General features: G+C 51.4%; 18 protein-coding genes and 1 tRNA gene. 2 read left to right on the forward strand and 17 right to left on the reverse strand.

Annotated elements, in window-relative coordinates; translation table 11 throughout:
- Nucleotides 1–39: 39 nt before the first annotated feature.
- Nucleotides 40–810 (reverse strand): RNA methyltransferase, encoded by a 771-nt coding sequence (locus tag WG31_RS12855; protein ID WP_063354766.1) that lies wholly within the window; start codon nt 808–810, stop codon nt 40–42.
- Nucleotides 807–2240 carry a cysteine--tRNA ligase gene (gene cysS, locus WG31_RS12860; RefSeq protein WP_082823219.1) on the reverse strand — a complete coding sequence of 478 codons (1434 nt, stop codon included), beginning with the start codon at nt 2238–2240 and terminating at the stop codon, nt 807–809. The genes WG31_RS12855 and cysS overlap by 4 nt, the downstream gene beginning before the upstream one ends.
- Before the next feature lie 72 nt (nt 2241–2312).
- Between cysS and WG31_RS12865 the strand changes: the two genes are divergently transcribed.
- Nucleotides 2313–2387: transfer RNA gene (locus WG31_RS12865), tRNA-Thr, on the forward strand.
- 47 nt (nt 2388–2434) lie between these two features.
- Here WG31_RS12865 and WG31_RS12870 read toward each other — a convergent pair.
- The 6 genes from WG31_RS12870 to tsaE form a co-directional block, all read right to left on the reverse strand.
- Complete coding sequence (locus WG31_RS12870; RefSeq protein ID WP_063354767.1) at nt 2435–3772, reverse strand: bifunctional folylpolyglutamate synthase/dihydrofolate synthase; 1338 nt, start codon at nt 3770–3772, stop codon at nt 2435–2437.
- A 7-nt stretch (nt 3773–3779) separates the two neighbouring features.
- On the reverse strand, nt 3780–4685 hold the full coding sequence (gene accD / locus WG31_RS12875; protein WP_063354768.1) for an acetyl-CoA carboxylase, carboxyltransferase subunit beta: 906 nt from the start codon (nt 4683–4685) through the stop codon (nt 3780–3782).
- 188 nt (nt 4686–4873) lie between these two features.
- A complete protein-coding gene (trxA, locus tag WG31_RS12880; protein WP_035353042.1) occupies nt 4874–5200 on the reverse strand; it encodes a thioredoxin TrxA in 327 nt (108 codons plus the stop codon).
- A 127-nt stretch (nt 5201–5327) separates the two neighbouring features.
- Nucleotides 5328–8900: a double-strand break repair helicase AddA gene (addA, locus tag WG31_RS12885; protein ID WP_063354769.1), complete on the reverse strand. Its 3573-nt coding sequence runs from the start codon at nt 8898–8900 to the stop codon at nt 5328–5330.
- Nucleotides 8897–11986, reverse strand: coding sequence for a double-strand break repair protein AddB (gene addB / locus WG31_RS12890; RefSeq protein ID WP_063354770.1), 3090 nt, complete (start codon nt 11984–11986; stop codon nt 8897–8899). The genes addA and addB overlap by 4 nt, the downstream gene beginning before the upstream one ends.
- The gene (tsaE, locus tag WG31_RS12895; RefSeq protein WP_063354771.1) at nt 11983–12453 is read right to left on the reverse strand and encodes a tRNA (adenosine(37)-N6)-threonylcarbamoyltransferase complex ATPase subunit type 1 TsaE; all 471 of its coding nucleotides are present in this window, start codon (nt 12451–12453) and stop codon (nt 11983–11985) included. The genes addB and tsaE overlap by 4 nt, the downstream gene beginning before the upstream one ends.
- A gap of 375 nt (nt 12454–12828) precedes the next feature.
- On the opposite strand from tsaE, the gene WG31_RS12900 reads away from it, so the two are divergent.
- Nucleotides 12829–13614, forward strand: a complete 786-nt coding sequence (locus WG31_RS12900; RefSeq protein WP_063354772.1) for a response regulator transcription factor — start codon at nt 12829–12831, stop codon at nt 13612–13614.
- 169 nt (nt 13615–13783) lie between these two features.
- On the opposite strand, the gene glmM is transcribed toward WG31_RS12900, so the two are convergent.
- The 9 genes from glmM to tolR form a co-directional block, all read right to left on the reverse strand.
- Nucleotides 13784–15142: a phosphoglucosamine mutase gene (glmM, locus tag WG31_RS12905; RefSeq protein ID WP_006115634.1), complete on the reverse strand. Its 1359-nt coding sequence runs from the start codon at nt 15140–15142 to the stop codon at nt 13784–13786.
- A gap of 133 nt (nt 15143–15275) precedes the next feature.
- The gene (folP, locus tag WG31_RS12910; RefSeq protein ID WP_063354773.1) at nt 15276–16310 is read right to left on the reverse strand and encodes a dihydropteroate synthase; all 1035 of its coding nucleotides are present in this window, start codon (nt 16308–16310) and stop codon (nt 15276–15278) included.
- A 74-nt stretch (nt 16311–16384) separates the two neighbouring features.
- The gene (gene ftsH, locus WG31_RS12915) at nt 16385–18322 is read right to left on the reverse strand and encodes an ATP-dependent zinc metalloprotease FtsH (protein ID WP_063354774.1); all 1938 of its coding nucleotides are present in this window, start codon (nt 18320–18322) and stop codon (nt 16385–16387) included.
- A gap of 137 nt (nt 18323–18459) precedes the next feature.
- Entirely contained in the window at nt 18460–19767 is a 1308-nt protein-coding gene (tilS, locus tag WG31_RS12920; RefSeq protein WP_063354775.1) for a tRNA lysidine(34) synthetase TilS, read from the reverse strand.
- Nucleotides 19768–19775: 8 nt separating this feature from the next.
- Nucleotides 19776–20540, reverse strand: a complete 765-nt coding sequence (locus WG31_RS12925; RefSeq protein WP_039891593.1) for a tetratricopeptide repeat protein — start codon at nt 20538–20540, stop codon at nt 19776–19778.
- A 118-nt stretch (nt 20541–20658) separates the two neighbouring features.
- Nucleotides 20659–21141: a peptidoglycan-associated lipoprotein Pal gene (gene pal, locus WG31_RS12930; RefSeq protein ID WP_006115640.1), complete on the reverse strand. Its 483-nt coding sequence runs from the start codon at nt 21139–21141 to the stop codon at nt 20659–20661.
- Nucleotides 21142–21464: 323 nt separating this feature from the next.
- A complete protein-coding gene (gene tolB, locus WG31_RS12935) occupies nt 21465–22829 on the reverse strand; it encodes a Tol-Pal system beta propeller repeat protein TolB (protein WP_006115641.1) in 1365 nt (454 codons plus the stop codon).
- Nucleotides 22830–22852: 23 nt separating this feature from the next.
- The gene (locus WG31_RS12940; RefSeq protein ID WP_082823220.1) at nt 22853–23860 is read right to left on the reverse strand and encodes an energy transducer TonB; all 1008 of its coding nucleotides are present in this window, start codon (nt 23858–23860) and stop codon (nt 22853–22855) included.
- A gap of 30 nt (nt 23861–23890) precedes the next feature.
- Nucleotides 23891–24322, reverse strand: a complete 432-nt coding sequence (gene tolR, locus WG31_RS12945) for a protein TolR (protein WP_063354777.1) — start codon at nt 24320–24322, stop codon at nt 23891–23893.
- Between the last annotated feature and the right edge of the window lies 1 nt (nt 24323).

Below are 24323 nucleotides of genomic sequence, written 5' to 3' on the forward strand. Positions count from 1 at the left end.
TTTTATGGACTGGCAGCAGATATATTTCCTTAAAAAATATCAGTCTTTTCGGCGCGGGTGTGCCAGCTCTCGTACAACACCATGCAACGTGCGCAGTTCCTGCTCCGTTACCTCACCGCGTGTAAAAAAGTGGCGTAGGTTCCGCACCATACCGGGCCGTTTCTGCTCATTACGCAGAAAACCGCAGCTATCTAGCTCACGCTCCAGATGTTGCAGAAAGTTTTCCAACTCCCCTTTGGTGGCCACATGGGTCTCATTCGTCATGAGTTCATGCGAGGGGGTCTGATCCTCTGACATCCACCATTCATAAGCCATGATCATGACGGCCTGCGCCAGATTAAGCGACATGAAAGCCGGATTAAGCGGATAGCGAATCAGTGCATCTGCCCGCGCCATATCTTCATTATCAAGGCCAGCACGTTCGGGGCCAAACATCAGGCCAACTTTTAACCCGCGCCCTGTTGCCGCACGCAATTCCGCTGCACCACCACGGGCCGTTAAAACTGGCTTGATGATATGCCGAGGCCGTGGGCACGTTGCATACACATGGTGCAAGTCTGCCACGGCATCATCCACACTCTCATGCACCGTTGCGGCTTCCAGAATCCGATCTGCCCCGGAGGAAGCACGCCATGCGCGCTCTTGCGGCCATCCATCCCTTGGGCTGACAAGCCGCAAATGGAAAAGGCCCCCATTGGCCATGGCGCGCGCTGTGGTGCCAATATTTTCCGCCATCTGCGGACGCACCAAAATAACAACTGGCGTATTGCCTATTGGCTCCAGAGGTGCGCCTCCGTCCCGCCCGGTCATGCGCGCCTCCAGCTTGTGCCGTCTTTGGTATCTTCCAGCACAATGCCCTGAGCCTGAAGCTGATCACGTAGCGCATCGGCCTTTGCAAAATCCCGCGCTTTGCGAGCCGCCAGACGTTCGTTGATCAGGGCTTCAATCGCGGCATCTTCATCAGATGCATCACCTTTAAACCACTGCTCCGGGTCACCCTGTAAAAGCCCCAGCATGCCTGCACCCGCTTTAAGCGCGCCTGCGGCTTGTCTGTCTCCTGCCAAAGCTTGCGCTGCAAGAGCGTGCAGCTCCGCAATAGCCTTGGGTGTATTAAGATCATCTGCCAGAGCTTGCAAAACGGCCTCTGGCACATCTGTTTTTGGCACCGGCCCCGCAGCAAGCGCACGGTAGAACCGATCCAGCGTTTTACGCGCTTCCTGCAAACCGGCCTGCGTATAATTGAGCGTAGAGCGATAATGCGCCCCCAACAGCAGCAACCGCAGAGCTTCTGCCGGGGCTTGGGCCAGCACATCCCGAATGGTCAGAAAATTGCCCAAAGACTTGGACATTTTCTCGCCCTCAACCAGTAGCATGGCATTGTGCACCCAATAATTGGCAAACTTGCCATGTGGGAAGCAACACAGGCTCTGGGCACGTTCGTTTTCATGGTGCGGGAACAGAAGGTCTGATCCGCCACCATGAATATCAAAGCTATCCCCCAAATAGCGATGGGACATAGCCGAGCATTCAATATGCCACCCCGGCCGCCCACGGCCCCAAGGGCTATCCCACCCCGGCTGGTCTGCATCCGATGGTTTCCACAGCACAAAATCACCCGGTGCTTTTTTGTAGGGAGCCACCTCTACACGTGCGCCAGCTTCAAGATCTTCCGGGTTGCGGCCAGAAAGTGCGCCGTAGGATGGAAAGGAGCTGACCGAAAACAGCACGTGCCCTTCGGCCTCATACGCGTGGCCGTTTTTAATTAACCGCGCAATCATGGCCTGCATTTCACCAATATTATGTGTGGCGCGCGGCTCTATATCCGGCGGCAGCACATTCATGGATGCTAGATCTTGATGGAATTCTTCTGTCGTGCGCTGGGTAAGAGAACCAATATCCTCCCCATTCGCACGGGCACGGGCGGTAATTTTGTCATCAACATCCGTGATATTCCGCACAAATGTCACACGCGGGTAAACATACCGTAGCAAACGCACCAGCACATCTGCCGTCAACATAGCCCGCAAATTGCCGATATGGGCCAAGTCATACACTGTTGGTCCACAATAATAGACTTTTACATGTGCCGGATCGATAGGCGTAAACGGCACCGTGGCACGGCTTTGGCTATCGTGCAGGGATAGAACTGGATGAGGAGGAAGATGAGAGTGCGGCATGCAGCCTAGATGCGCCAGCAGCGGTTTGGATGCAATATCCTGCCGCCTCAAAAAACCTTCCATCAACGTAAAAACAGGTCTTGACGACAGGGGGTAGTTTCAGCTTAATTCTGCCCCTGCGCAAGACGCATGAGTGCCCTTATAGCTCAGTGGTAGAGCAACCGCCTTGTAAGCGGTAGGTCGTGGGTTCAAATCCTACTGGGGGCACCACTTTTTCTTCCCCATTGAAAACTTGGCGTTTAGTGCAGGCGGCCGATTTACGCGGCCACCCATCCATCCTGCTTAAGGGCTACACCTGCCAGATATAGGCTGCCACAAATCAGCACTCTTGCAGGTGGCTGTGGATTCTGGGCAACCAGCGCATCCAACGCCTCAACCAGCGTTGGCCCAACCTGAGCCTTTCCGCCAGAAGCTTCTACAATAGCTTCCACCGGCAATGCCAAATGCTGCTGAGGCTCACAAATAGCCCACACGCTAGATGCAAATGGCAATACAGGGTGCAAAAACCCTGTTGCATCTTTGGTCTGTTTCATGCCCACCAGCACATGCAGGGGCTGATCTTTCCAGTGCGCCAGTTCCTGCGCCAAAGCATTGCCTGCACCGGGATTATGGCCACCATCCAACCAGAGTTCCCAGCCCTTAGGCAGATGAGAAGCCAATGCACCATGAAGCAGTTGCATGCGTGCAGGCCAGTTTACACGGCCAATGCCCTGCCACGCCTGCTCCGGCACATGCAGGCCGGAAACGCGCAATGCCTCTACAGCAAGCCCCACATTTTCAACCTGCCACGGCCCAACCAACGCTGGCTGAGGCAATGTGAGTTCTCCGGCCCTGTCTGTAAATGTCAGCCTAGCTGTGCCCGACTCCGCACCGTTTTGCGAAAAAACTGACCATTCAGCCCCACGACGATAAAGCGGAGCCCCTACCTTTTCGGCCTGCGCTTGCAGAACTTTCATAACCGCCTCTGGCTGCTTGCCCGTTACAGCAGGCACACCCGGCTTGAAAATACCGGCTTTTTCTCCGGCAATAGCTTCCAGCGTGTCCCCCAAAAATGCCTCATGATCGCGCGAGACGGAGGTAACAATACATGCCACAGGTTTACGCAGCACATTGGTGGCATCACACCGACCACCAAGCCCCACTTCGATAATAGCCAGATCTGCCGGATGGCGAGAAAAAAGCAGAAAGCCAGCCGCTGTCAGAACTTCAAATACGGTAATGGGCGCACCATCATTCACCCGCTCGATTTCTTCCAGCGTGGCAACCAGTTCCGATTCGCTAACAAGTTTACCGGCAATACGAAACCGTTCTGTAACATCCACCAGATGTGGGGATGTCATCACATGCACACACCAGCCTGCGGCCTCACCAATCGCACGCAGAGTTGCGCATGTGCTGCCCTTCCCGTTTGTGCCTGCAACATGGATAACGGGGGGCAGCTTTTCTTCCGGGTGCCCCAGCTTTGCTAGCAGCGCCTCTAACCGCCCAAGGGAAAGATCAATCAGGGCTGGATATAGGTTATTCAACCGCTCCAACACCGCGCCAGTCCGGCCCGTAAATTCTGCTGTTGGGCCAGAGGCTGCTACTTTTGTCATGGAAAAATTACTCTGCGGCGGCGGGAGCCGGTGCTTCTGGGCGCGGCGGCGGTGCTTTTACATCAGCCGGTGCATGCATCAGCAACCCGATCACGCGGGCCAATGTTGTGGGCACATCCTTACGCGGCACCACCATGTCCAACATACCGTGATCCAACAGGTATTCAGACCGCTGAAAACCTTCTGGCAGCTTTTCGCGCACTGTATCCTGAATAACGCGAGGGCCAGCAAAACCGATTAGCGCATTGGGTTCGGCCATCTGCACATCGCCCAACATGGCAAAGGAAGCCGTAACCCCACCTGTGGTTGGGTTGGTCAGCACCACAATATAAGGCAACCCGGCTTCTTTAAGCATTTCAACGGCTACGGTGGTGCGCGGCATCTGCATTAGGCTGATAACGCCTTCCTGCATACGTGCGCCGCCAGAAGCCGTAAATATAACCAGAGGAGCTTTTTGCAGAATAGCCAAACGAGCAGCGGCCACAAAGCGCTCACCAAACGCAGCCCCCATGGTGCCTGCCATAAATTCAAACGCCATCACACCGACAACAGCCTGATGGCCACCAATGGTGCCGTGGGCCACAATAAGCGATTCATCCAGATGGCTTTTTGCGCGCGCATCTTTAAGACGATCTGTATATTTTTTCTGATCGCGGAACCCAAGCGGATCAACCGGAGCAGATGGCAGTTCGATACGGGTGAAGTCCCCGTTATCAAATGTCCATTTCAGACGATCCATAACCGGTGCACGCATATGGTGCCCACAATGGGGGCACACATTCAATGCCTTGTGCAGCTCTTTGGTCAGAATCATCTGGCTGCATGAGTCACAGGTCGTCCACAGATTATCCGGCACATCCCGACGCAGCAGGCCGCGAATTTTGGGACGAACATATTCGGTGATCCAGCTCATTTTGAACCCTGTGACTGCACAATACAAATTGCAGGGACAAATATAATATGGCCCAGCACGCGTTGCATTACGCTGGCTGAAGCTATCTGCCAAGTTTTATGAGAACTTACAGGCTATATGCCCCTGCGGAAACTAAGCCTGAAGCTTGTAATTCACCCCCAAGCTTCAGGCCATAACTGAGGCTCTAATTACAGAGCGCCTTCCACCCATGCCTTCAACTGGCTTTTGGGCAAGGCACCCACTTTTTTATCTACAACCTTACCATCACGCACCAGCATAAGGGTAGGAATGCTACGCACCTGATACGCATTGGGGGTTTCCGGATTGTCATCAATATTTACCTTGGCGACAGTCACCTTACCGGCAAGTTCCTTGCCAATTTCTTCCAGTGCTGGGCCAATCATCTTGCACGGACCGCACCATTCTGCCCAGAAATCTACCAGCACAAGGCCAGATGCCTTGAGAACATCTTTATCAAAGCTGGAATCGCTGACAGCAAGCGTGTGTTCACTCATTTTCTGGTTCCTTAAAATCTCCGGCACGCGCCTGCATGCCGTGAACTGCCTTTACCAATACAGGGTAACAAGTTGAAACGGCTTCCTACCCAACTCTTCCTAACACTTAAGGTTGCGCTTGCTGTGGTCAAGATACAGCCGTAGGCAAAATGCCGGGAGCGTGTTTATCCAACACCGCATCTGGCAGAACATCTGCACGTGGCATTTCTGTCCAAACCAAAACGCAAACCACTGGCCGATCTGGCCATATGCCCTGCAGAAGGGCACGATAAGCCGCCATCTGTCGGAGATATAGAACAGGTGTATCCTGCACCCTACGGGGAGCATGGCGGCCAGTTTTAAAATCACACACCAACACTTTGTTTGGCAGCACACGCAAACGATCCACCTGCCCCACAATAACCTGCCCGCCAGCTACACCGGCCAAGCGCTGCTCTGCCCGTGCAGTAGGATCAAACAGATCAGCCAGTTCCGGCAGCCTCAAAACCGCAATAACCTGTTGTGCAAGCACGGTGGCTTCATGCGATGACAAACCACTTGCTGCCCGTGCCAACCACTGATGCGCCATAGCAGGTTGCTGTTCTACCGAGCAATTTGGCAAAAACTGCAACAAAGAATGTACCAGATTACCACGCCGAAAAGCTGCCTCACGCGCCTTGGCGGGTGTAACAGCAGCAATATCCAGTGGCGAACGCACAGGTGGTAACGGCCCAAGCATGGTATCATCTGGTTTACTTGGCGCCAATGGCCGCGCTAGTGGGCTTTCAGCTTCTGGTAAAATAGGTTTCCATAACGGAGCAGTTCCCATCCACAATGGCAACGAAGTTACGTTCATACGGTTGTCAACAGAACTCGGGCGGGACTTTTGGGAATTAAGCTGTTCCTGCGGCGTTTCTTCTAGAAGCAGCATCGGCCCAGACCATCCTCCTTCCTGAAAATCTACTTCTGTTGCACCTGCTTTTTCAAAACCAACCCGGCATCTTTCGTACCAACTTTCTGCGGGCACATTGCGCCCTGGCTTCCATCCACACACAACCAACCGATCTGCTGCACGGGTAAGTGCCACGTAAAGCAGTCGATTATATTCCTCCACCACACGGCCCCGCATAACGTCCTTAAGGCTTCTCGTTAAACCGACAGACAAAGCATTACGCGGCACATACAAAGGCACATCTACATTTTGTGTTTTATCATGCGCCCAAAACAATCTGTCCTCAAAACGCGGAAGGCCAACTGTATCCGGCAAAATCACCAAACGAGCCTGCAACCCCTTAGAACCATGGGCTGTCATGATTCTTACAGAATCTCCCCCAGCTTCGGCTTCCCGCTTCACAGTTTCTTCTGAATGACGCATCCAATGCAGAAAACCTTGTAAAGAAGGCGGATGCTGATCCTGATATCTTATTGCTGCAGAAAGTAATTCATCAATTGGTTCTGCTGCTTCCGGACCCAATCGTGCAAGAAACCGTGCACGTGCTCCACCCGGCCCCAGTGCAGCAGAAAGAAGCTCATAAGGCGTAAGATAATCTACCTGCCTGAACAAACCATTCAGAAAATTCCACGCTTGTTTCCAATCTGATTGTTCTGTGTGGTGCTCTCGAAGTGCTGACCATAACGGTTCTCCTTTTTCACGTCCCGTAGCCAAAGCCATCAAACTATCATCCGATACACCACCGAGCGGAGATGTGAGCACACACGCTAATGTTAAATCATCTTGCGGCAACAAAAGTGCTGCACATAATGAAAGCATATCCTGTACAGCAAGATGCTCGGCCAATCCCGTACGCACAAGCGTAACCACTGGAATATTATGGCCTTTCAACGCACGCACTAACATCCCCACAAAGGGAGAACGGCGCGGCACAAGAACCAGAACATCTCCTGCTGTTAAAGGATTTTCTCTAGATAAAGATTTTTTATTTAACTGCCGGAAGATATACCCTGCCACAGCATCTGCCAACTTTTGGCGTGAGCTTTGCCGTGTGGCATTTCCTTGTGCTGGCTCCCACGGGCTAATACTATCTTCTTCATCCTCAGTCTCAACCAATGGCCATAACTCTACACGCCCCCCTTCGCCAGGGCGTGCCGTAATATGCTCCATAATTTGCCCAGGTTCTTCAACAACCCCTTTGGCTGCATCAGATTCTGCAAAAACTGCATCAACCAGTTTAAGAACGGGCGCAGTTGATCTAAAGGAAACTGTGAGTTCTGGTTCACGCCACAATAAATGCGCATCCTGAACACGCTTTTTGAACTTCTGACGCCATTCTCGAAAAGAATCTGGATCTGCACCCTGAAACCCGTAAATGGACTGCTTATAATCCCCCACGGCAAAAATAGTCCGCGGCGGTTCCTCTTCACTTCGTCCACCAAGGCCAGCAAAAAATTCTTCTGTAAGATCGCCCGCTATACGCCATTGTTCAGGAGAGGTATCCTGCACCTCATCCAGCAACAAATGGTCTATACCTCCATCCAACTTATACATGACCCAAGCGGCGCCAGGCTCTCGCAAAAGTCCCAATGCACGTTGAATAAGATCATCATACTCAATTTGACCATGTCGTGCTTTTTGCGTTGTATAAAGGCTAGAAACATCTGCTGCCATTTTAAGCAATGCACTTCCCATTTCTGCCAATTTTCGTGCACGCAGTTGCTCTTCCACTCTGGATATACGCTCACCCTCTTTTTGAATATAGAGCGCAATATCAGAATATTTTTCAGAAAGTTTTTTAGAAATTAAACCGGCAGAACGTAGCTTTCCATCTTTTGTAAGAAAACCACTTCGCCACACAGACCATTGCCTTGCCCGCTCAGAGGCAGGCAAGGCAAGCCAATCTAAAAGAGAAAAAGCATTTCTTTTAATTGCTTCCGATCCCTCCTTAGAAAGAATCTGAAACCCCTCTCTTAAATTCTGTTCTTCTGGAAAATCAGAGCATAATTTTTCAAGAAATTCAGAGGTGCTGCCATGTAATATATCAGGTGATAATCCTAGAATCTGGCATAATATAGCCTCAGCCTTATGAGGGGCTTCTACAAAGAGTTTTAGCAACGATGCTGATCTCTCATCTTTTCTTAAAACCCCAGAAATAAAAATAAAATCTCCAAGAGAGATCTGACCTGCCAGTGGAGAGATAACACCTTCTTTTTGCTGCCCTAAAACAGCTTCTACGCACGATTGCAAAGCCAAGGATGCATCTGTTTCTTCCATAACTGTAAAATGCGGATTCATGGAAGCTTCCAGAGGGAAGCGCCGCAACAGAGATTGGCAAAACGCATGGATTGTTCCAATGCGCATACCCCCAGGAAGATCAAGCACCTCTGCAAATAATGCACGCGCACGCCTGCGTGTTTCATCTGTGCAGGGAACGTACAACCCTGCCAACTCTTTATCTAATTCCTCATCCAACAATGTTACCCAACGGCCAAGACGCTTTTGCAGACGAATAGACATTTCCGCTGCGGCTGCCTTCGTAAAGGTTAAGCACAAAATACGGGCAGGTGAACTTCCGGGCTGGATAGAACCATCTTCTGCCAAACGCGGCAGCATCAAGCGCAAAAGGCGGTCAATCAGCAGTTTTGTTTTACCACTTCCCGCAGAAGCTGAAACAAAAACCGAAGCCGAAGGATCCGAGGCCAGAGCTTGCTGCGCGTTCGCCTGAGAAATAGCTTTTTGTAAAGCTTTCTGTGCAGATATGCTCATTCCTCATCCTCCTTACGGGCTGAATTCCACTCAGGCACACGCGCCAGACGTGCATAATCGGCAAAGCGCGGCTCTCTGCCCGGATGGGGATGAGAAAGGTAGGGTTGATCTGGTTGATCGTATGCAGCCACCCGCAATAGCAAATTTTCCCAAGTTTGTTCGGCCAAATCGGTAAGGCTGAGTGCTTCACGGGTCTTCACAACCACCTCTTCTCCCGGATCAGCGCCACCCGTTAGGCGCCAATAAATAAGATCTGATATTTCTCTTGAATGTTCGGGAACCTCTTTAAAACCACCCCGAATAATCATAGCGGCCTCAAGCGGAAGCTGCGGGCTCCAACCGGCCCAAACATCTTTGGCAGAGGGTAATGTGCCCGTTTTATAATCCTGCACAATCACATGCCCATCAGCATTTAATTCTATACGGTCTGCCCGACCAACAATGTCAAACTTACCACCTGGAGCATCCATAATACTCACACGCCCACGAATTTCTGTCAGAATAGCGCGCGGCACACCGTGTTCACTACGTCGTTTTTCTTCAGCCTGCACCACCCATCGGGCAATACGTGTTAATCTGGGCGCCCACCATGCACGCAATGCTGGGCGCAAAACATGTTCCTGTAAACTTGCAGAAAATAAATCGCATAATTTCTTTTCTGCATTCTCTGGCCATGCCACACCATAAGTTTTTACCCAGCGCTCCAACGCCTTATGCACAATCATACCATAGTCAGATGCATCGGCTGCTTCTTCCAACTCTGGCAAGACTTCAAGGCGCAAAACGTGTTTTGCGTAAATAGCGTAAGGATCTCTTATCCAAGTTTCTATTTCTGTCACACTCAAACGACGTGGCCGCAATGCAACGGGGGGCATGGGCTGCGGTGGTGCAACAGGTGTTGCTGGCCCTAATGGCTGATCCAACTTATTCAACCAAACTAAAGCAGGGTGATTAGGAATATACCCATTACGGCCAGCCAAAAAAGCATCAAGCCGCGTAAGCCATCTGGCCGGAACAACAGGTGCACCTTCTCTCCGCCGTGCGCTGGAAAGAATAACTGTATCTGCGGCGGCTGCGCTTGCAAAAAAATCGTGCGCGGCCTGCCCTACTGCCTGCTCTGGAGATGGAAGCCCCATTCTTTGCCGCATAGGCCGGCTCATCCATGGGCCAGCATCTACTACGGGCGGCCACACACCTTCAGAAAGCCCGCCCAGAATAACTGTTTCTGCTGTTTGCAAGCGTGATTCAAACAAACCCCAGATTAAAACACGTGGATGTAAAGATTTGGGGTCTCCACCTCGGCGCATGGCAACGCGTTCCGGGGCAAGAACTGCTGTTAATAAGCCATCCAAAACAACAGGCGGTTGAGGCGGTAAAACCTCTGATGCTAACATCAACTCTGTTAACTGGCTGGCAAGCATATTGCCTTCTTCACCACGCCATAAACGCTCTGATGCGCTTTCTTCATCAGTTGCAACCAAACGCTCTACTGTTGCAATTAATGCAGCAAGTAAGTCTGGCACAGGCGCGCAATGCTGCTCTAAATCTTGCGCTGCCTGCACGCTTGCTTCTACCGCATCCAGCTCCCATCCAAGAACCGGTTCCAGACAAAAAGCTAAACGCTGCATGAAAACAGACAATGCTACCGGACCAAAAGGCCTATCTGCCGTAACACCGCCTTCCAGCTTGGCTTTTGCTCTTTCATTCAGGTTTTCTAAAGCATTACTCACAACCCGACATAAAGCTGCAAACCCAGGAGGAGGTGCTGGACCACGCAAAATAGCACGTTCCAAAAGGCGTGCTGTTGCACGGCAGACACCTGATGAAAAACCGCATGCAACCAAAGGATGTTTTAAAACACTCAAAAGAGAAACTGGCGAAAATCTGCTATCCACCATTTGAGCAACAAGACGTAATAAAACAGCCGCAGGTGTATCCACCAAGGATGAGCCTGCACTGTCATCCGCCAGCACACCCCAGCGTGCCAGTTCCGTTGCCACACGTGCAGCCAATACTCTATCTGGCGTTACAAGGGCGACGCGATGCATTGGTTTTTCGATCGCCTCACGCATGATCATGCTGATTGCAACAGCTTCTTCCTGCTGATCCGCTGCATCTAGCCTGTAAACATTTTCTAACTCAGCACCACCTGGATGAGACCAATCATCCAAAGCTTCAGCCGGAAGAAGAACGCGCGCAAGAATGGCAGCTCGTTCTGCTCCTTTTCCTGTGCCTTCCCAAACTTGAACTTTATTTCGTGTGATTTCTAAATTTTTTAGTAAAGCACTTAACCCAGCCTGAGGGTGACTATCTGGCAAAGAAAGAAAGGTTTCCTCTGCCATCATCATATCCAATCCAGGCAATACAACCTTACCTGCAGGACATTCCAGAACGGCTTGCAACACCTTTACTGTAGGCTGCATAACATGTGTAAACCCGGCCGCCCATATAGGTGTACTATCACCCTGTTGCGCGAGTTTACGCCATAAATCTGCCTGTGCTTCAAGCAACGCAACCTGTCTGGCCACAGGGTTCATAACCCCGTTTTCCCTTAGCCATTCTGGCCATGCCTGTGTTACAATTTCTAGAAATCTTAAAATAATTTGCCAATGTTCTGCAAAGTTTTCTTGCACAGCTTCTGGCAAACGTTCTGCCAGATTAACGCCAGACCACTCGGCTTCATCCATTAAATCTGCCAGAGCTTTTGCCAAAGGCCATGCCTGATCCAGTGTTGGCCGTGTGCCAAATGCTTTATCTGCCTGCAAAACCAGCCGCGCCAATACAGCTAACCTTGTCATACTGGCAACAGCGGGGGGCAAGTCCAATGCCAGCTCACCGCCTATGCCAGCGGACAATCCCAGTTCAGCTTCATCCAGCGCACCGATAGGCACAATGCGTGGCAGCAATACACTCTGCCCATCCATATGGCGCAAAAAAGCTTCTGTTAATGCACGTGCAGCACGTCTGCCGGGCAATACAATAATGCCTTCACCTATAGCTTCTACATCATGATTTGCAGATTCGATCCAACGTATGGCGAGTTGATCAAGGAAAGGAAGGTGTGCGGGAATTGTTGCAAGTTTCATGCGCCAATCCCATAGCCAGCCATATCTATCTTTTTCAATCTTTCTTCCCATCCTGATAATCTGGCTTGGCGCTGCCCGTCAGCCAGAACATGTATTTCAAGATTCAAGGCATCTTCAGGCAACAAGTCTTCCAGTTTTTGGGGCCATTCAACCAGCACCACACCTTCTCGTGCCTCATCCCATCCGAGCTCCTCAAGCTCATCTGGGCCACCCAATCTCCAGAGGTCAAAATGAGACACAATGCATAAAGGAGATTCGTAAGATTGCACTAAAGTATAGGTCGGGCTTGGCACCTCTAGGTTAGGCTCTTGGCAAAATGCTCGCAAAAAAGCACGTGCAAAAAGGCTTTTCCCAGCCCCTAGCGGCCCAGAAAGTAAAATAGCATCCCCTGCTTGCGCATATTCTGCCAGCTTTGTGGCCAGTTTTATTGTTGCATCTTCATCTTGCAGAATCATTTCTCTGGCCATCTTACTCTTCTCCGTTCATTGCCCAGCCATTTGCTGTAAATCACAACAATGAGAGGTTTTTTGTTACGTCAGTTTCGATATCACAAAGAAGTGTAGCTTAAGCTAAGCAAACAAATATTTTCTACATTCCATTGTTTATAAATAACTTTCTTGAAATTTCACGAATAAAATCTAACATTTTTTATCATTTTCTTAATCTTTACTCATTATTATGTTCCTTTCGACATGCATAAAATGCATGATTGATACGCGCTAAAGAGAAGCTCTGAACGAAATATTGTTTGTTTCTTTTTGAAACACGTATAGGTTTAGTGATAACAAAAAATGCAACCATAGAGTGCATTTTGATTCTCTGAACCATAATGAGGTTCCACCATGCGTATTTTGCTTTTAGAAAATAATTGCACCTCCAGCCGGGCCATATTTTCGGCATTAACAAAAGCCTCTTTTTCGGTGGATATGGTTCAGTGTGATCAGGAAGTTATAGAATTACTCAGAAACTATGATTATGGCCTTGCCATTCTTCACCTGCAACACCCTGATATTCATGGATATGACATTCTCAGCACATTACGATCTTTAAAACTCACAACACCTGTTATCGTTATCTCACCAGTTAATAATCCTGAGGTGAAAACCAAAGCTTTTACCGTGGGAGCTGACGATTATCTAACAGATCCTTTTGATTCAACTGAACTTACAGCGCGCATTCAAGCCATTTTACGGCGGGTTCACGGCTATGCTCACCCTATTGTCCACATTGGCAACCTTACAGTTAACTTCAACAGTCATGCCGTAATGGTCAACAACCAGCCCGTTCACCTTACCGGAAAAGAATTTGCCATTCTTGAACTCCTTGTATTGCGCAAAGGCATTGCTCAAACCAAGGAAACCTTCCTCAATCATCTTTATGGAGGACGGGATGAACCGGATATAAAAATTATAGATGTTTTTATCTGCAAACTTCGCAAAAAACTTCAGACTGCAGGTGTAGGAAATCTTATTTCTACGGTATGGGGCAAAGGTTATATTCTGAATGACCCACAAGCACCTAAAGCGTGTGTATCTATGCCTACACTCAGCAAACCCATGGAACAATCTCAATCAGTATCTTCCCGGCATGCTTCCCACCCTCAGCATGTTGCGGAGAATAGTGCCTAAATTACCAAAATATATTTGAATTATAATGTATTTTGGTAATTTATAAGAATAAAAAACACTCGATTGTTGCTGTGCAAAATGAAGCATGGTTATTCAAACATGCTCCAAATTTTGACATGAACATTCTAGGGAAAAGAATTTTCAAAAACTCCTTTCCCTATAGTGTATTTTACGCAGGAACACGTACCTGCTCAAGCACATCGCACATCTGATCAACAACCTCATCAACCAGATTTGCGTCTTCTGCTTCTGCCATCACACGTACCAAAGGTTCTGTACCGCTTTTACGCAGCACCAAACGCCCTCGGCCAGCTAATTTGCGCTCTACATCAGCCTGACGACTTTTTACTTCATCCACATCAAGCGGGCAGACACCTTTGTATCGAACGTTTTTTAGCTTTTGGGGAAACGGTTGAAACAACCGGCAAACTTCACTAGCTGGGCGACCATCCTGCACAAGCACCGCCAGAATCTGCAAAGCGGCAATCAGCCCATCTCCTGTTGTTGCAAAATCTGTCAGCACCATATGGCCAGACTGTTCACCGCCTATATTAGCTTGCCGTTCCAACATGCGTTCTACAACGTAGCGATCCCCCACTGCCGTACGTTCCAGATTTAAGCCCAGATTTTCAAGAAACCGTTCCAGCCCCATATTAGACATAACGGTTGCCACAACAGCCTTGCCTACCAAGCGCCCTTCACGCGCCCAAGACTGGGCAATAAGAGCGAGAATCTGGTCACCATCAATCAGGCGGCCAGTTTCATCTGCAATCAGCACACGGTCTGCATCTCCATCCAGGGCAATACCCAAATCCGCCTTATGTTTTACAACTGCGGCGCATAGGGCTTCAGGATGTGTTGAACCACATTTTTCATTAATATTTACGCCGTTAGGTTCACAACCTATCCGGATAACTTCTGCGCCCAGCTCCCACAATGCGGTTGGCGCAACCCGATAAGCAGAGCCATTGGCACAATCAATAACAATCTTCATGCCATCCAGCCGCAATTTACGCGGGAAGGATGCTTTGGCACTTTCTATATACCGACCAGCAGCATCATTCAGCCGAGAAGCTCGGCCAATATGTTCTGGCGTTGCCAGATATGCGGTAAGGTCTTTTTCCATTAGGGCTTCAATTTCGCTTTCATCCTGATCAGAAAGCTTAAAGCCATCTGGGCCAAACAGTTTGATGCCGTTATCCCCAAAAGGATTATGAGAGGCAGAAATCATAACACCCAGATCTGCTCTAAGAGAGCGCGTGAGCATGGCAATCGCGGGTGTTGGGAGCGGACCAACCAGCGTGACATCCATGCCAGCAGACAAAAAGCCCGAAACCATGGCGCTTTCGATCATATATCCAGAAAGCCGCGTATCCTTCCCCAACAGAACACTATGCCGGTGATCCCCCCGCTTAAAATGCAACCCCGCAGCTTGCCCCAGCTTTTGGGCAATTTCCACCGTCATCGGTGCAACGTTAGCAGTGCCACGAATACCGTCTGTTCCGAAAAAACGCTTCATTCTGCTCATTCCATTCTGTCCGCCTCAGACAGAAAAAGCCCATCCTGCATAAAGAACGGAACTGCCTTCTTGCGGTTTTCTTTTATTTCCTAAAACGGTTTCAGGCTGGAAGAAACCTTGTTCAGCCCGGAAACTTACTTTTTTAGCTCTGATATATTTCTCGCCATACGTTTACAGCCTGCATCATGCCTTTAACATCATGCACGCGCAAAACCGTGCTACCCAAAGCCATAGCAGGAAAAGATGCCGCCTGCGTTCCGGCATCACGCAAATGTGGCGTAGTTTCTCCCGTAAGGTTTCCAATCATCCGCTTGCGGGACACACCAAATACAACCCGGCAGCCCAAATTGGTCAGAAGCAGAATATGCCGCAATAATTGCTTATTCTGTTCAAAGTTTTTTGCAAAACCAAACCCCGGATCTACCATAATCCGATGTCGTGCAATGCCTCCTTGCACGGCAACCTCAATCCGTTGTGCGAGTTCACGTACCACGTCTATACTCACATCTTCGTACACGGCATGTTCTGCCATGGTTTGAGGTGTGCCGCGCATATGCATCAGCACAACACCACAATCTTGTACAGCCAGAAGCGGCAAAGCTGCCGCATCATGCACAAGAGCTGTCACATCATTGATAATATGCGCCCCAGCCGCCAAAGCTTGCTGCATGACATAACTATTCCGCGTATCTACAGAAACAGCCACGCTTGGCAATTCTGCCTTTAAAGCCACAAGAACCGGGCCAATACGCTTCCATTCTTCTGCTGGTGTAACTGTCGCTGAACCGGGCCGTGTACTTTCTCCCCCTATGTCCAGCACGGTTGCGCCAGCGCGCACCATTTCATGCGCTTTTAAAATTGCCTCATCAGCGCTTGCCAGTTTACCGCCATCGCTAAAGCTATCTGGCGTGATATTCAGGATACCCATAATCTGGAGACCTGCTGGTAATCCAACTGATGGTACAGAACGTGTTATCCGCTCAAGTTCCAGCGCCCATTCCTGCGGTACTTTCTGAACAGGCATCAAGCCGATTGTCTGGTATCCCTCTATCAAACGCACATACGTAAATGCCACCGGGCCACCGCATAAAGGTAAAGCATCACCCTGCTTGATAGCTGCTTGCGCTATGTTGCCATAGACAAGCCCCAAAGGTTCAACCAGCCGTACATACGTCATCTTATCTGCCTATCCCAAACAAAAAGAGGCGGCATTTCTGCCGCCTCTTTCCACTCTACATCTTTATTAGAAAGTTAGCTTGGCTGAGGCACAGGAGCTGGGCCCCCGTTTTCATTCTCCGGTTTATCCGAACCCTGCGCATCTGCCCCACCAACCTGAGGCACAGAAGAACGCCTGTTAACTGGCCCGCTTTCTTCCTCTTCCTTACGTTCGATAGGCTGCCCCCGCATGATCTGACGGATTTCTTCACCGCTCAGGGTTTCATATTCCAGCAGGGCTTCTGCCAGACGGCGCAGTTCATCAATATGATCATGCAGATAGTTCCGAGCCTGCACATAGGCTTCATCTACAAGCCGGCGAACTTCCTCATCAATCTCACGGGCTGTTTCTTCCGAGAAGTTGCGAGAGGCCCCAGCAAAGAAACCACCATTCTGATCATCATCTGCGTAGGCAATCATGCCCAGCTTGTCACTCATACCCCATTCGGTCACCATGCTGCGGGCCACGCGGGTTGCCATTTTAATGTCACCCATTGCGCCGTTGCAGACGTTATCCTTACCGTAGATAACTTCCTCCGCAACACGGCCACCCATAGCCACTACAAGATGCGCAAATGCGTTTTTCTTGCTCATGGACAGGCGATCATCTTCTGGCAGACGCATCACCATACCCAGCGCACGACCACGCGGAATAATGGTTGCCTTATGAATGGGCTCACTTTCCGGAACCAGAACAGCCGTAATAGCATGCCCTGCCTCATGGTAAGCTGTGCGCCGCTTTTCATCATCGCTCATAACAAGGGAGCGACGTTCAACACCCATCAGCACCTTGTCTTTGGCATCTTCAAACTCACGCATGGAAACAGTGCGACGCCCCAGACGTGCAGCAGATAGCGCGGCTTCGTTTACCAGATTGGCAAGATCAGCACCGGAGAAACCAGGGGTACCACGTGCAATAATGCGTGGGTCCACATCGGATGCCAGTGGCACTTTGCGCATATGCACACGCAGAATTTTCTCACGGCCAGACACGTCAGGATTTGGCACTACAACCTGACGGTCGAAACGACCGGGGCGCAGCAATGCCGGGTCAAGCACATCTGGACGGTTGGTGGCGGCAATCAGGATCACGCCTTCATTGCTTTCAAAACCATCCATCTCAACCAGCATCTGGTTCAGTGTCTGCTCGCGCTCATCATTGCCGCCACCCATACCTGCACCACGATGGCGACCAACGGCATCAATTTCATCAATGAAGATAATGCAAGGAGCTGATTTTTTACCCTGTTCGAACATGTCACGCACACGGGATGCACCAACACCTACGAACATTTCCACAAAGTCGGAACCAGAGATGGTAAAGAACGGTACATTGGCTTCACCTGCAATGGCGCGGGCCAACAGGGTTTTACCAGTGCCCGGCGGCCCCACAAGCAGCACGCCTTTGGGAATTTTACCGCCCAAGCGCGTAAACTTCTGTGGGTCTTTCAGAAAATCCACGATTTCCTGAAGTTCCCCTTTAGCTTCATCAATCCCGGCTACATCATCAAACGTGACGCGACCATGCTTTTCTGTCAGCATTTTGGCGCGAGATTTACCAAAGCCCATGGCCCGGCCACCAGCGCCCTGCATCTGCCGCATCATAAACAGCCATGCAGCCACCAGCAGAATAATGGGCAAGGAATTCAGGAAGTAACGCAGCAGCGGGCTACCTTCCTGCTCCAGCGGCTTGGCCACAACTTCCACCCCTTTGCCCACCATGCGGGTGACAAGGGAAGGATCAAGCGGCGCATAGGTTTCAAAAGCCGTGCCATCGGTCAACGTGCCGGAAATATTGTGATTTTGCATCACAACAGACCGAACATGCCCTGTATCCACATCAGCAATGAAGTCCGAATACGCCAGTTGCTGTGCAGCGTGCTGCGTGCTCCCCGGCTGGAACATGTTCACAAGCAACAGCAGCAGCAGGATAATGCTGACCCACAGCGCCAGATTGCGGCCTAAATTGTTCATCTTGCCCGTATATCCATACCTAGTGCGAGAATGCCGGAAGAGTCTTTATCTGACCGGCTGCCGCAGAAAAAAGCAACCTCTCCCTTTATTAAATGGGAGGCCACCTGCGTATTCCTAGTCTGCGAGCCGCACATATTTTAAGAATCTTGTGCAACTGCACCATACACGCTGCTGCTGGTAACCGAAACCATAGGGCGAAAAATGAACTCTGCCCCATGCAAATCGGGCTCATCTTCCCCTACCCAGCCCAAATGCGGTACAGCAACGCGTTTGCCTGCACGCCACAATGCAGGAAGAACAGCACAAAACCTTGCTTGCTGCCCATTACGCATTTTGCGCGCCAGCCCATACCCTGCCGCTGCAACCATCAGCCCTTCTTTCTGAACTGATGTAGGAAGGCGCAACACAAACCGGTTGTCCCATACTGTGCCATTTTCTGCCTGCATGGCAGAAGCCATTGCAGCTTCTTCGCGCATCAGAGCCCATTGCTGTTCATGCCGGAACAGCCGCGTTCCAGCTAACGTGGCTTCTGCTGCCATATCTTTCAAGCGCGCCACAGCAGATTGAGAGGGCGGATATTCAGCCCCACCAATACTGCGGATAAGAGCCGCAAGCACATCAACATCTGGCAACTCCGGCCCCAGAATGGCCCATCCTTCCGGGCGCATCACAATATGCTGCGCAAGCTGCGCGGCACGTTCACGTTCCCTGCGCATCCGAAATTGGCCGGATTGCATACCGAGTTGCCAAAAATGCGCACGTTGATCGTTTTTTTGCAGCAAGTAGCGCAAACGCACACGCTCAGCGCGCTGATCTTGATTGGAGGGATCATCCACCCATTCAACATGCGCTTGCCGTAAAGTATTCCGCAGTGCCTGCCGAGAAAACCCAAGCATGGGACGAATAAGACGAATATCCGGCCGCACAGTTATCCAACCCATACCGGCCAGTCCTTCTGGCCCACTGCTGGAGTTTTGACGCATCCAGACTGTTTCAGCCAGATCATCCGCCTGATGTCCCAGCAAAAGATCTGTGCATCCATGTTCCTGGCAAGCAGCTATCAGGCGCGCATAACGGGCCTCTCTGGCTCTGTGCGCCATGGCCGAGCCCTTTTTGAGATCTGTAAGCACTAACAACTGCGCTGGAATATTCATTGCCTGTAGCCGGGCAAGAGTCTGATGCGCTTCCAACCCAGATTCAGGCCGCAAACCGTGATCCACAACCAAAGCCAGCAGGTTTTTCCGCCAAAAAGAGGCCAACCACGCAAGACATAAGCTATCGCCGCCGCCAGAAACAGCCATAGCAACAGGAGGACAATCGGATTGATCAGGAAAAAACGGCCCTAACTGGGCCATACATTGCGCAAAACAAACCGGAGAAACGGGCTGATCGGAAAAAACATCACGCCCAAAAAATACAGGAGCAGACACTTTTCCCGATACCACGCTAACCGTTATTCGCAGCCGCCTCGTTTGGCATAGACTTCTGCTGCGTGTGCAACACGTGTGGAAGGTGTGGGGAATTCTGTTTTCAACTTGGAAAGCGCTTCACACGATGCCTTTTTATCCCCCAATGCCAGAAGGGAAGCCGAAACGCCTAGCAACGCATCTGGGGCACGCCCACTTTTGGGGGCCTGCCGGTAAGCATCATAATATGCCACGGCAGACTGACGATACTGCTTTTGGCCAGCCAAGGACTGCGCCAGCAGGAATTGTGCATCTACCTTAAAAGCACCTTTGGCATTCTTAAGCGCTGATTCAGCATCAGACTGCGCTTCTGCATAATCTTTTTTCTGCAAAGCGGCCTTCCCGCTGGCAAGCAATCCATCTGGCGTGGTGGGCTTTGCAGTTTCCTTGGCTGTTGCATCTGTTGAGGCTGCAGCAGCCGTAGAAGCACCTGCGCCGCCAGCACTTGCCTGAGCTGCAAACTGATTATCTGCTATCTGCTTGGAAAGGGCCGCTGTTTTCTGTTGCAGTTCATTGGTCAGCTGGTCAATTTCACCACGCATATCGCGCTGCTGCTGCTCTAACGTGCTCACCCGGTCCAGCAACTGGGCAATCAGATCATTCGTGCCTGCGTTTGCAGTATCCCGCGCCCATGCAACTGGCACGCACACACTGCTTATTGCGGTTGCCATTGCCAACGCCACAAGCCCTGTGCGGACATGCCGCGATGCTTTGAAGCAGATTTTCATCAGGTTCTTACCCTTCCACAACATATAGGCAGAAACATCATACCACTTTGTTCTGCAAGACAAGTGCTTACAATACAAAACAGGCCGGGCTTTAACACCCGGCCTGTTTCTGCTCTGTCAGCTTTCAGAAAATTCTGAAATCTTATTTAACAGAGGTAATGGCGTTACGGTTCTGAGCCCATGCATCTTCATCATCACCCAGAGCGGTCGGACGATCTTTACCGTAGGAAATGGTGGAAATACGGGAAGAAGCTACGCCCTTGGCCACCAGGTAATCACGCGCTGCATTGGCGCGGCGCTGGCCCAGAGCAATGTTGTATTCTTCGGTGCCGCGGTCATCGCAGTTACCGGCAACTTCAACATTAACCTGCGGGTATTTTGCCAGCCAGTCAGCCTGCTTCTGCAGGGTGTCCTTGGCATCATCGCGCAGGCCGCTTTTGTTCAGGTCGTAGAAAACGCGGTCACCCACGTTTGCAACCAGATCAGCTTCACTGCCGGGAACGGGGCCGCTGATGGTAGGCTGCGTGGTAGCAGCACCATTGGAGGCACCAGTGTTTGCGTTATCGTGGGCGCAGGCTGACAGCAGGGCAACCATACCAAGCGCGGCAACTACTTTTAGTCTCATGTGTCGGATCCTGAGAATTGGTTCCTTGCGGAACTATTCGGGAGAAAAGAGTTTTAACCTTGTATCTCCGCGTCTTCTTCTGCTCCTCTCCGAACCCTTCGAAGAGCCGACGAATTTTGGAGACCAACTTGCCCTAAGCCATAGCTTATTCTGTGGGTCAAGTTGCATCTCTGTATCTCATACCTGCCATACACTGAGTGAGACGAAAAAGACACACTTCTGCTTATTGGTCTTATACGCCTTTATTGCGGCCAAATTATGGACAGCAAAAACCCCATATCACATTTTTGTGATATGGGGTTTTCTTCACAAACAGCCGTTTTTTAGCCGTTTAGTGGAGACCATGCCGGATCTGACGCCGCTTCTGGCGTGGGCAGAACGCGGTCATTAAAGCCCGTAATATCCACCATTCCAATGGTAGAACTAAAGCCCGCACCACCTGCACCTGCACGGCTCTGGCGGCAATATGCCAGCACGCGCCCATTGGGGCAGAAGCTTGGGCTTTCCACCGTAAAGCCCTGCGTCATGATTCGCTCACCAGTGCCATCCGGCGCCATAACACCAAGCGAAAACATACCCCCGGCAATACGGGTAAACGCAATCAGATCCCCACGCGGAGACCACACTGGAGACCCATACGTGCCCTGACCGTAAGAAATGCGGCGTGCACCACCACCGGAAGCCGGCATGATATAAATCTGCGGGCTGCCACCACGATCCGAGTTGAATACGATCTGTGATCCATCCGGGCTAAAGCACGGGCTGGTATCAATAGCCCCAGAAGACGTGATCTGACGGCGCGAGCCAGAGGCCAGATCCACAACATACAGATCAGACCCGCCATTACGGGTGACTGACAGCACAACAGAACGCCCATCTGGTGAGAAACGCGGCGCGAAGGAAATACCTTCAAATTCACCCAGAATCTGCTGACGGCCACTGGTCAAATCAAACAGATAAACCCGAGGGCGGTTGTTGGCATAGGACATGAAGGCAATCTGATCCTTCACTGGGCTAAAGCGCGGTGTCAGGGTCAGCCACTTGCCAGTTGTCAGCATCCGAGCGTTTGCACCGTCCTGATCCATAACGGCCAGACGCGTACGCTGGTGCCCACGTGGGCCAGAACGGGAAATAAAGGCGATCCGGGTATCAAAATACCCTTTTTCACCTAACATTCGCTGGTAAATAACATCGCCAACAATATGGGCAATTCGCCGCCAGTTGGCAGCAGAGGTGGTATAAGCCGTGCCTTGAATCTGCTGATGGCTCAACACATCCCACAAGCGCATTTCCACCCGTACAGAGGAACCACCACCAGAAACGGAACCCGTTACCTGCGCGTGTGCGCCCATGCTTTTGGAAGTCGCAAAATCTGGCGTGCCAGATGTTGTGCTGCCCGGCATAACCTTGAACAAACCTGTATTGTTCAGATCATTCGTCAGCACTTCGGCAATTTTCTCGCCCAAGCCACCACCAAAATTGGGGATGATGATGGGAATAGGCGCTGTGCGGGCCTGATCAACGGTAATTTCAGCTTCTGGGGCGCTGGCAGCCGCAAATGCGCCAACAGGCATGGCCATAATACCGCCAGCAGCCACACTGGCCCCCAGCAGGCTGCGTCGGCGCAGCGCGCCAACCAGCACATCGGCTTCCTGATCGGAAATAAAGGGGCGGGTACTCATCACCATGTGTTTTTCTCCCTAAGGCCTGCTCAAGGCCTGAATACAAACTTCAGTTGCCGTGGCTGCCCCAGCAGTTCCTTGGGAATTGGCAGCTTGGCACATGTTGGGCTTAGAACAGCGGCCCGAGCTCTTTCAGCCAGCGCACGATACGAAGAATCCGCATTCATACGGGCCTGTGTTTCTGGCGCAAACTGCACAATGCGGGCTTCACCCGTTCCATCTACCGTAACCACCAAATGCGCCACAAAACTGGCATAATCTTTGGCGGCAGTATCCTCTGTGTAGCAGCGCCTTACCGCAGCCCCGATAGCTTTTTGCTGGCCAGCACTCAGGCTGCCCGTAATGTTACTACCCACGGGGGAACCACCACCTTTGGGCGAACCGCCAGCAACCGGATTAGCGCGTGCCTTGGGTGCATGCGTCTGCTTCTGATCCGACCGGAACGTATCCAACGTTTCCAGAAGGGAATGAGACTCTGCCTGGCTCTTCTTCGCCTTGTTCGGCTGCGTGATATGAGACGGAACCGCCGCATCCGGCAGGGTATCCGTGGGCTGCGTAATGGGCGAAGGTGGCGCCACACTATTCGTCGGCTGCACCGGAGAAGGTGGAGACGGCGGTGTTTTCACGACCTCAGGAGATGGCTCTTCCGCCTTGGGGGGCAGAGGCACATCTGGCAGCTTTTCAGATTCCGGCACGGGCGGCGGCGGAACAGGCTGTGGCGGCGGAGGTGGCGGCGGGGCCTCCTCATTCGGCACATCCTTCGGAGGCTCTGGCGTTGGCGGAGCTTCCTTTTCTTCCGGCGCAGGCGGTTTGGGTTCAGCCGCAGCCGTTTCTGCCTTGGCGGCAGGGCCGCCTTCCTGTGCATCCGACTGCTCGAACTGCATTTCAATCGTAGGCTGTGGGGGCTCTTCCGGCGGCTTGGGCGGCGGAAGAGTGATCAGCAGCGCCAGCAGAAGCGCGACATGCGCGCCCCCTGACAGATAAAGCGATCGCCGGAGTATAATCTGATCAGACCGGCGTGGCCTTGCCATGGGCATTGTTCGTACCTCTCCACCCTATCGGATGGCTTAATGCCCACTGCTGGCAGGTTGCTGCGCCAGCAGAGCCACATGCGTAAAGCCGCCTTCCGTAATCTGCCCCATAACCTGCATGACCTGCCCGTAATCAATATGGGCATCCCCACGTACAAAAATACGGTGGGATGGATCATTGTTGGAGGCAGTCTTCAACTGGGCCACAAGCTGATCTGCCGTAACGGGGTTGTCCCCCAGATACAGCGTGCCATCAGACTTGATGGAAACGGTAATGGGCTTGCTGTCTGAATTAACCGGGCGCGCATCTGTTTTGGGCAGATCAACATTCACACCGCTGGTCATCATTGGAGATGTCACCATAAAGATGATCAGCAGCACCAACATCACGTCCACCATGGGAGTGACATTAATTTCGGCCATCGGACGCCTGCGGCGGCGTCCGCTTCCTCCCGACGGCATTGCCATA

Source organism: Acetobacter oryzifermentans (assembly GCF_001628715.1).
Classification (GTDB): domain Bacteria; phylum Pseudomonadota; class Alphaproteobacteria; order Acetobacterales; family Acetobacteraceae; genus Acetobacter; species Acetobacter oryzifermentans.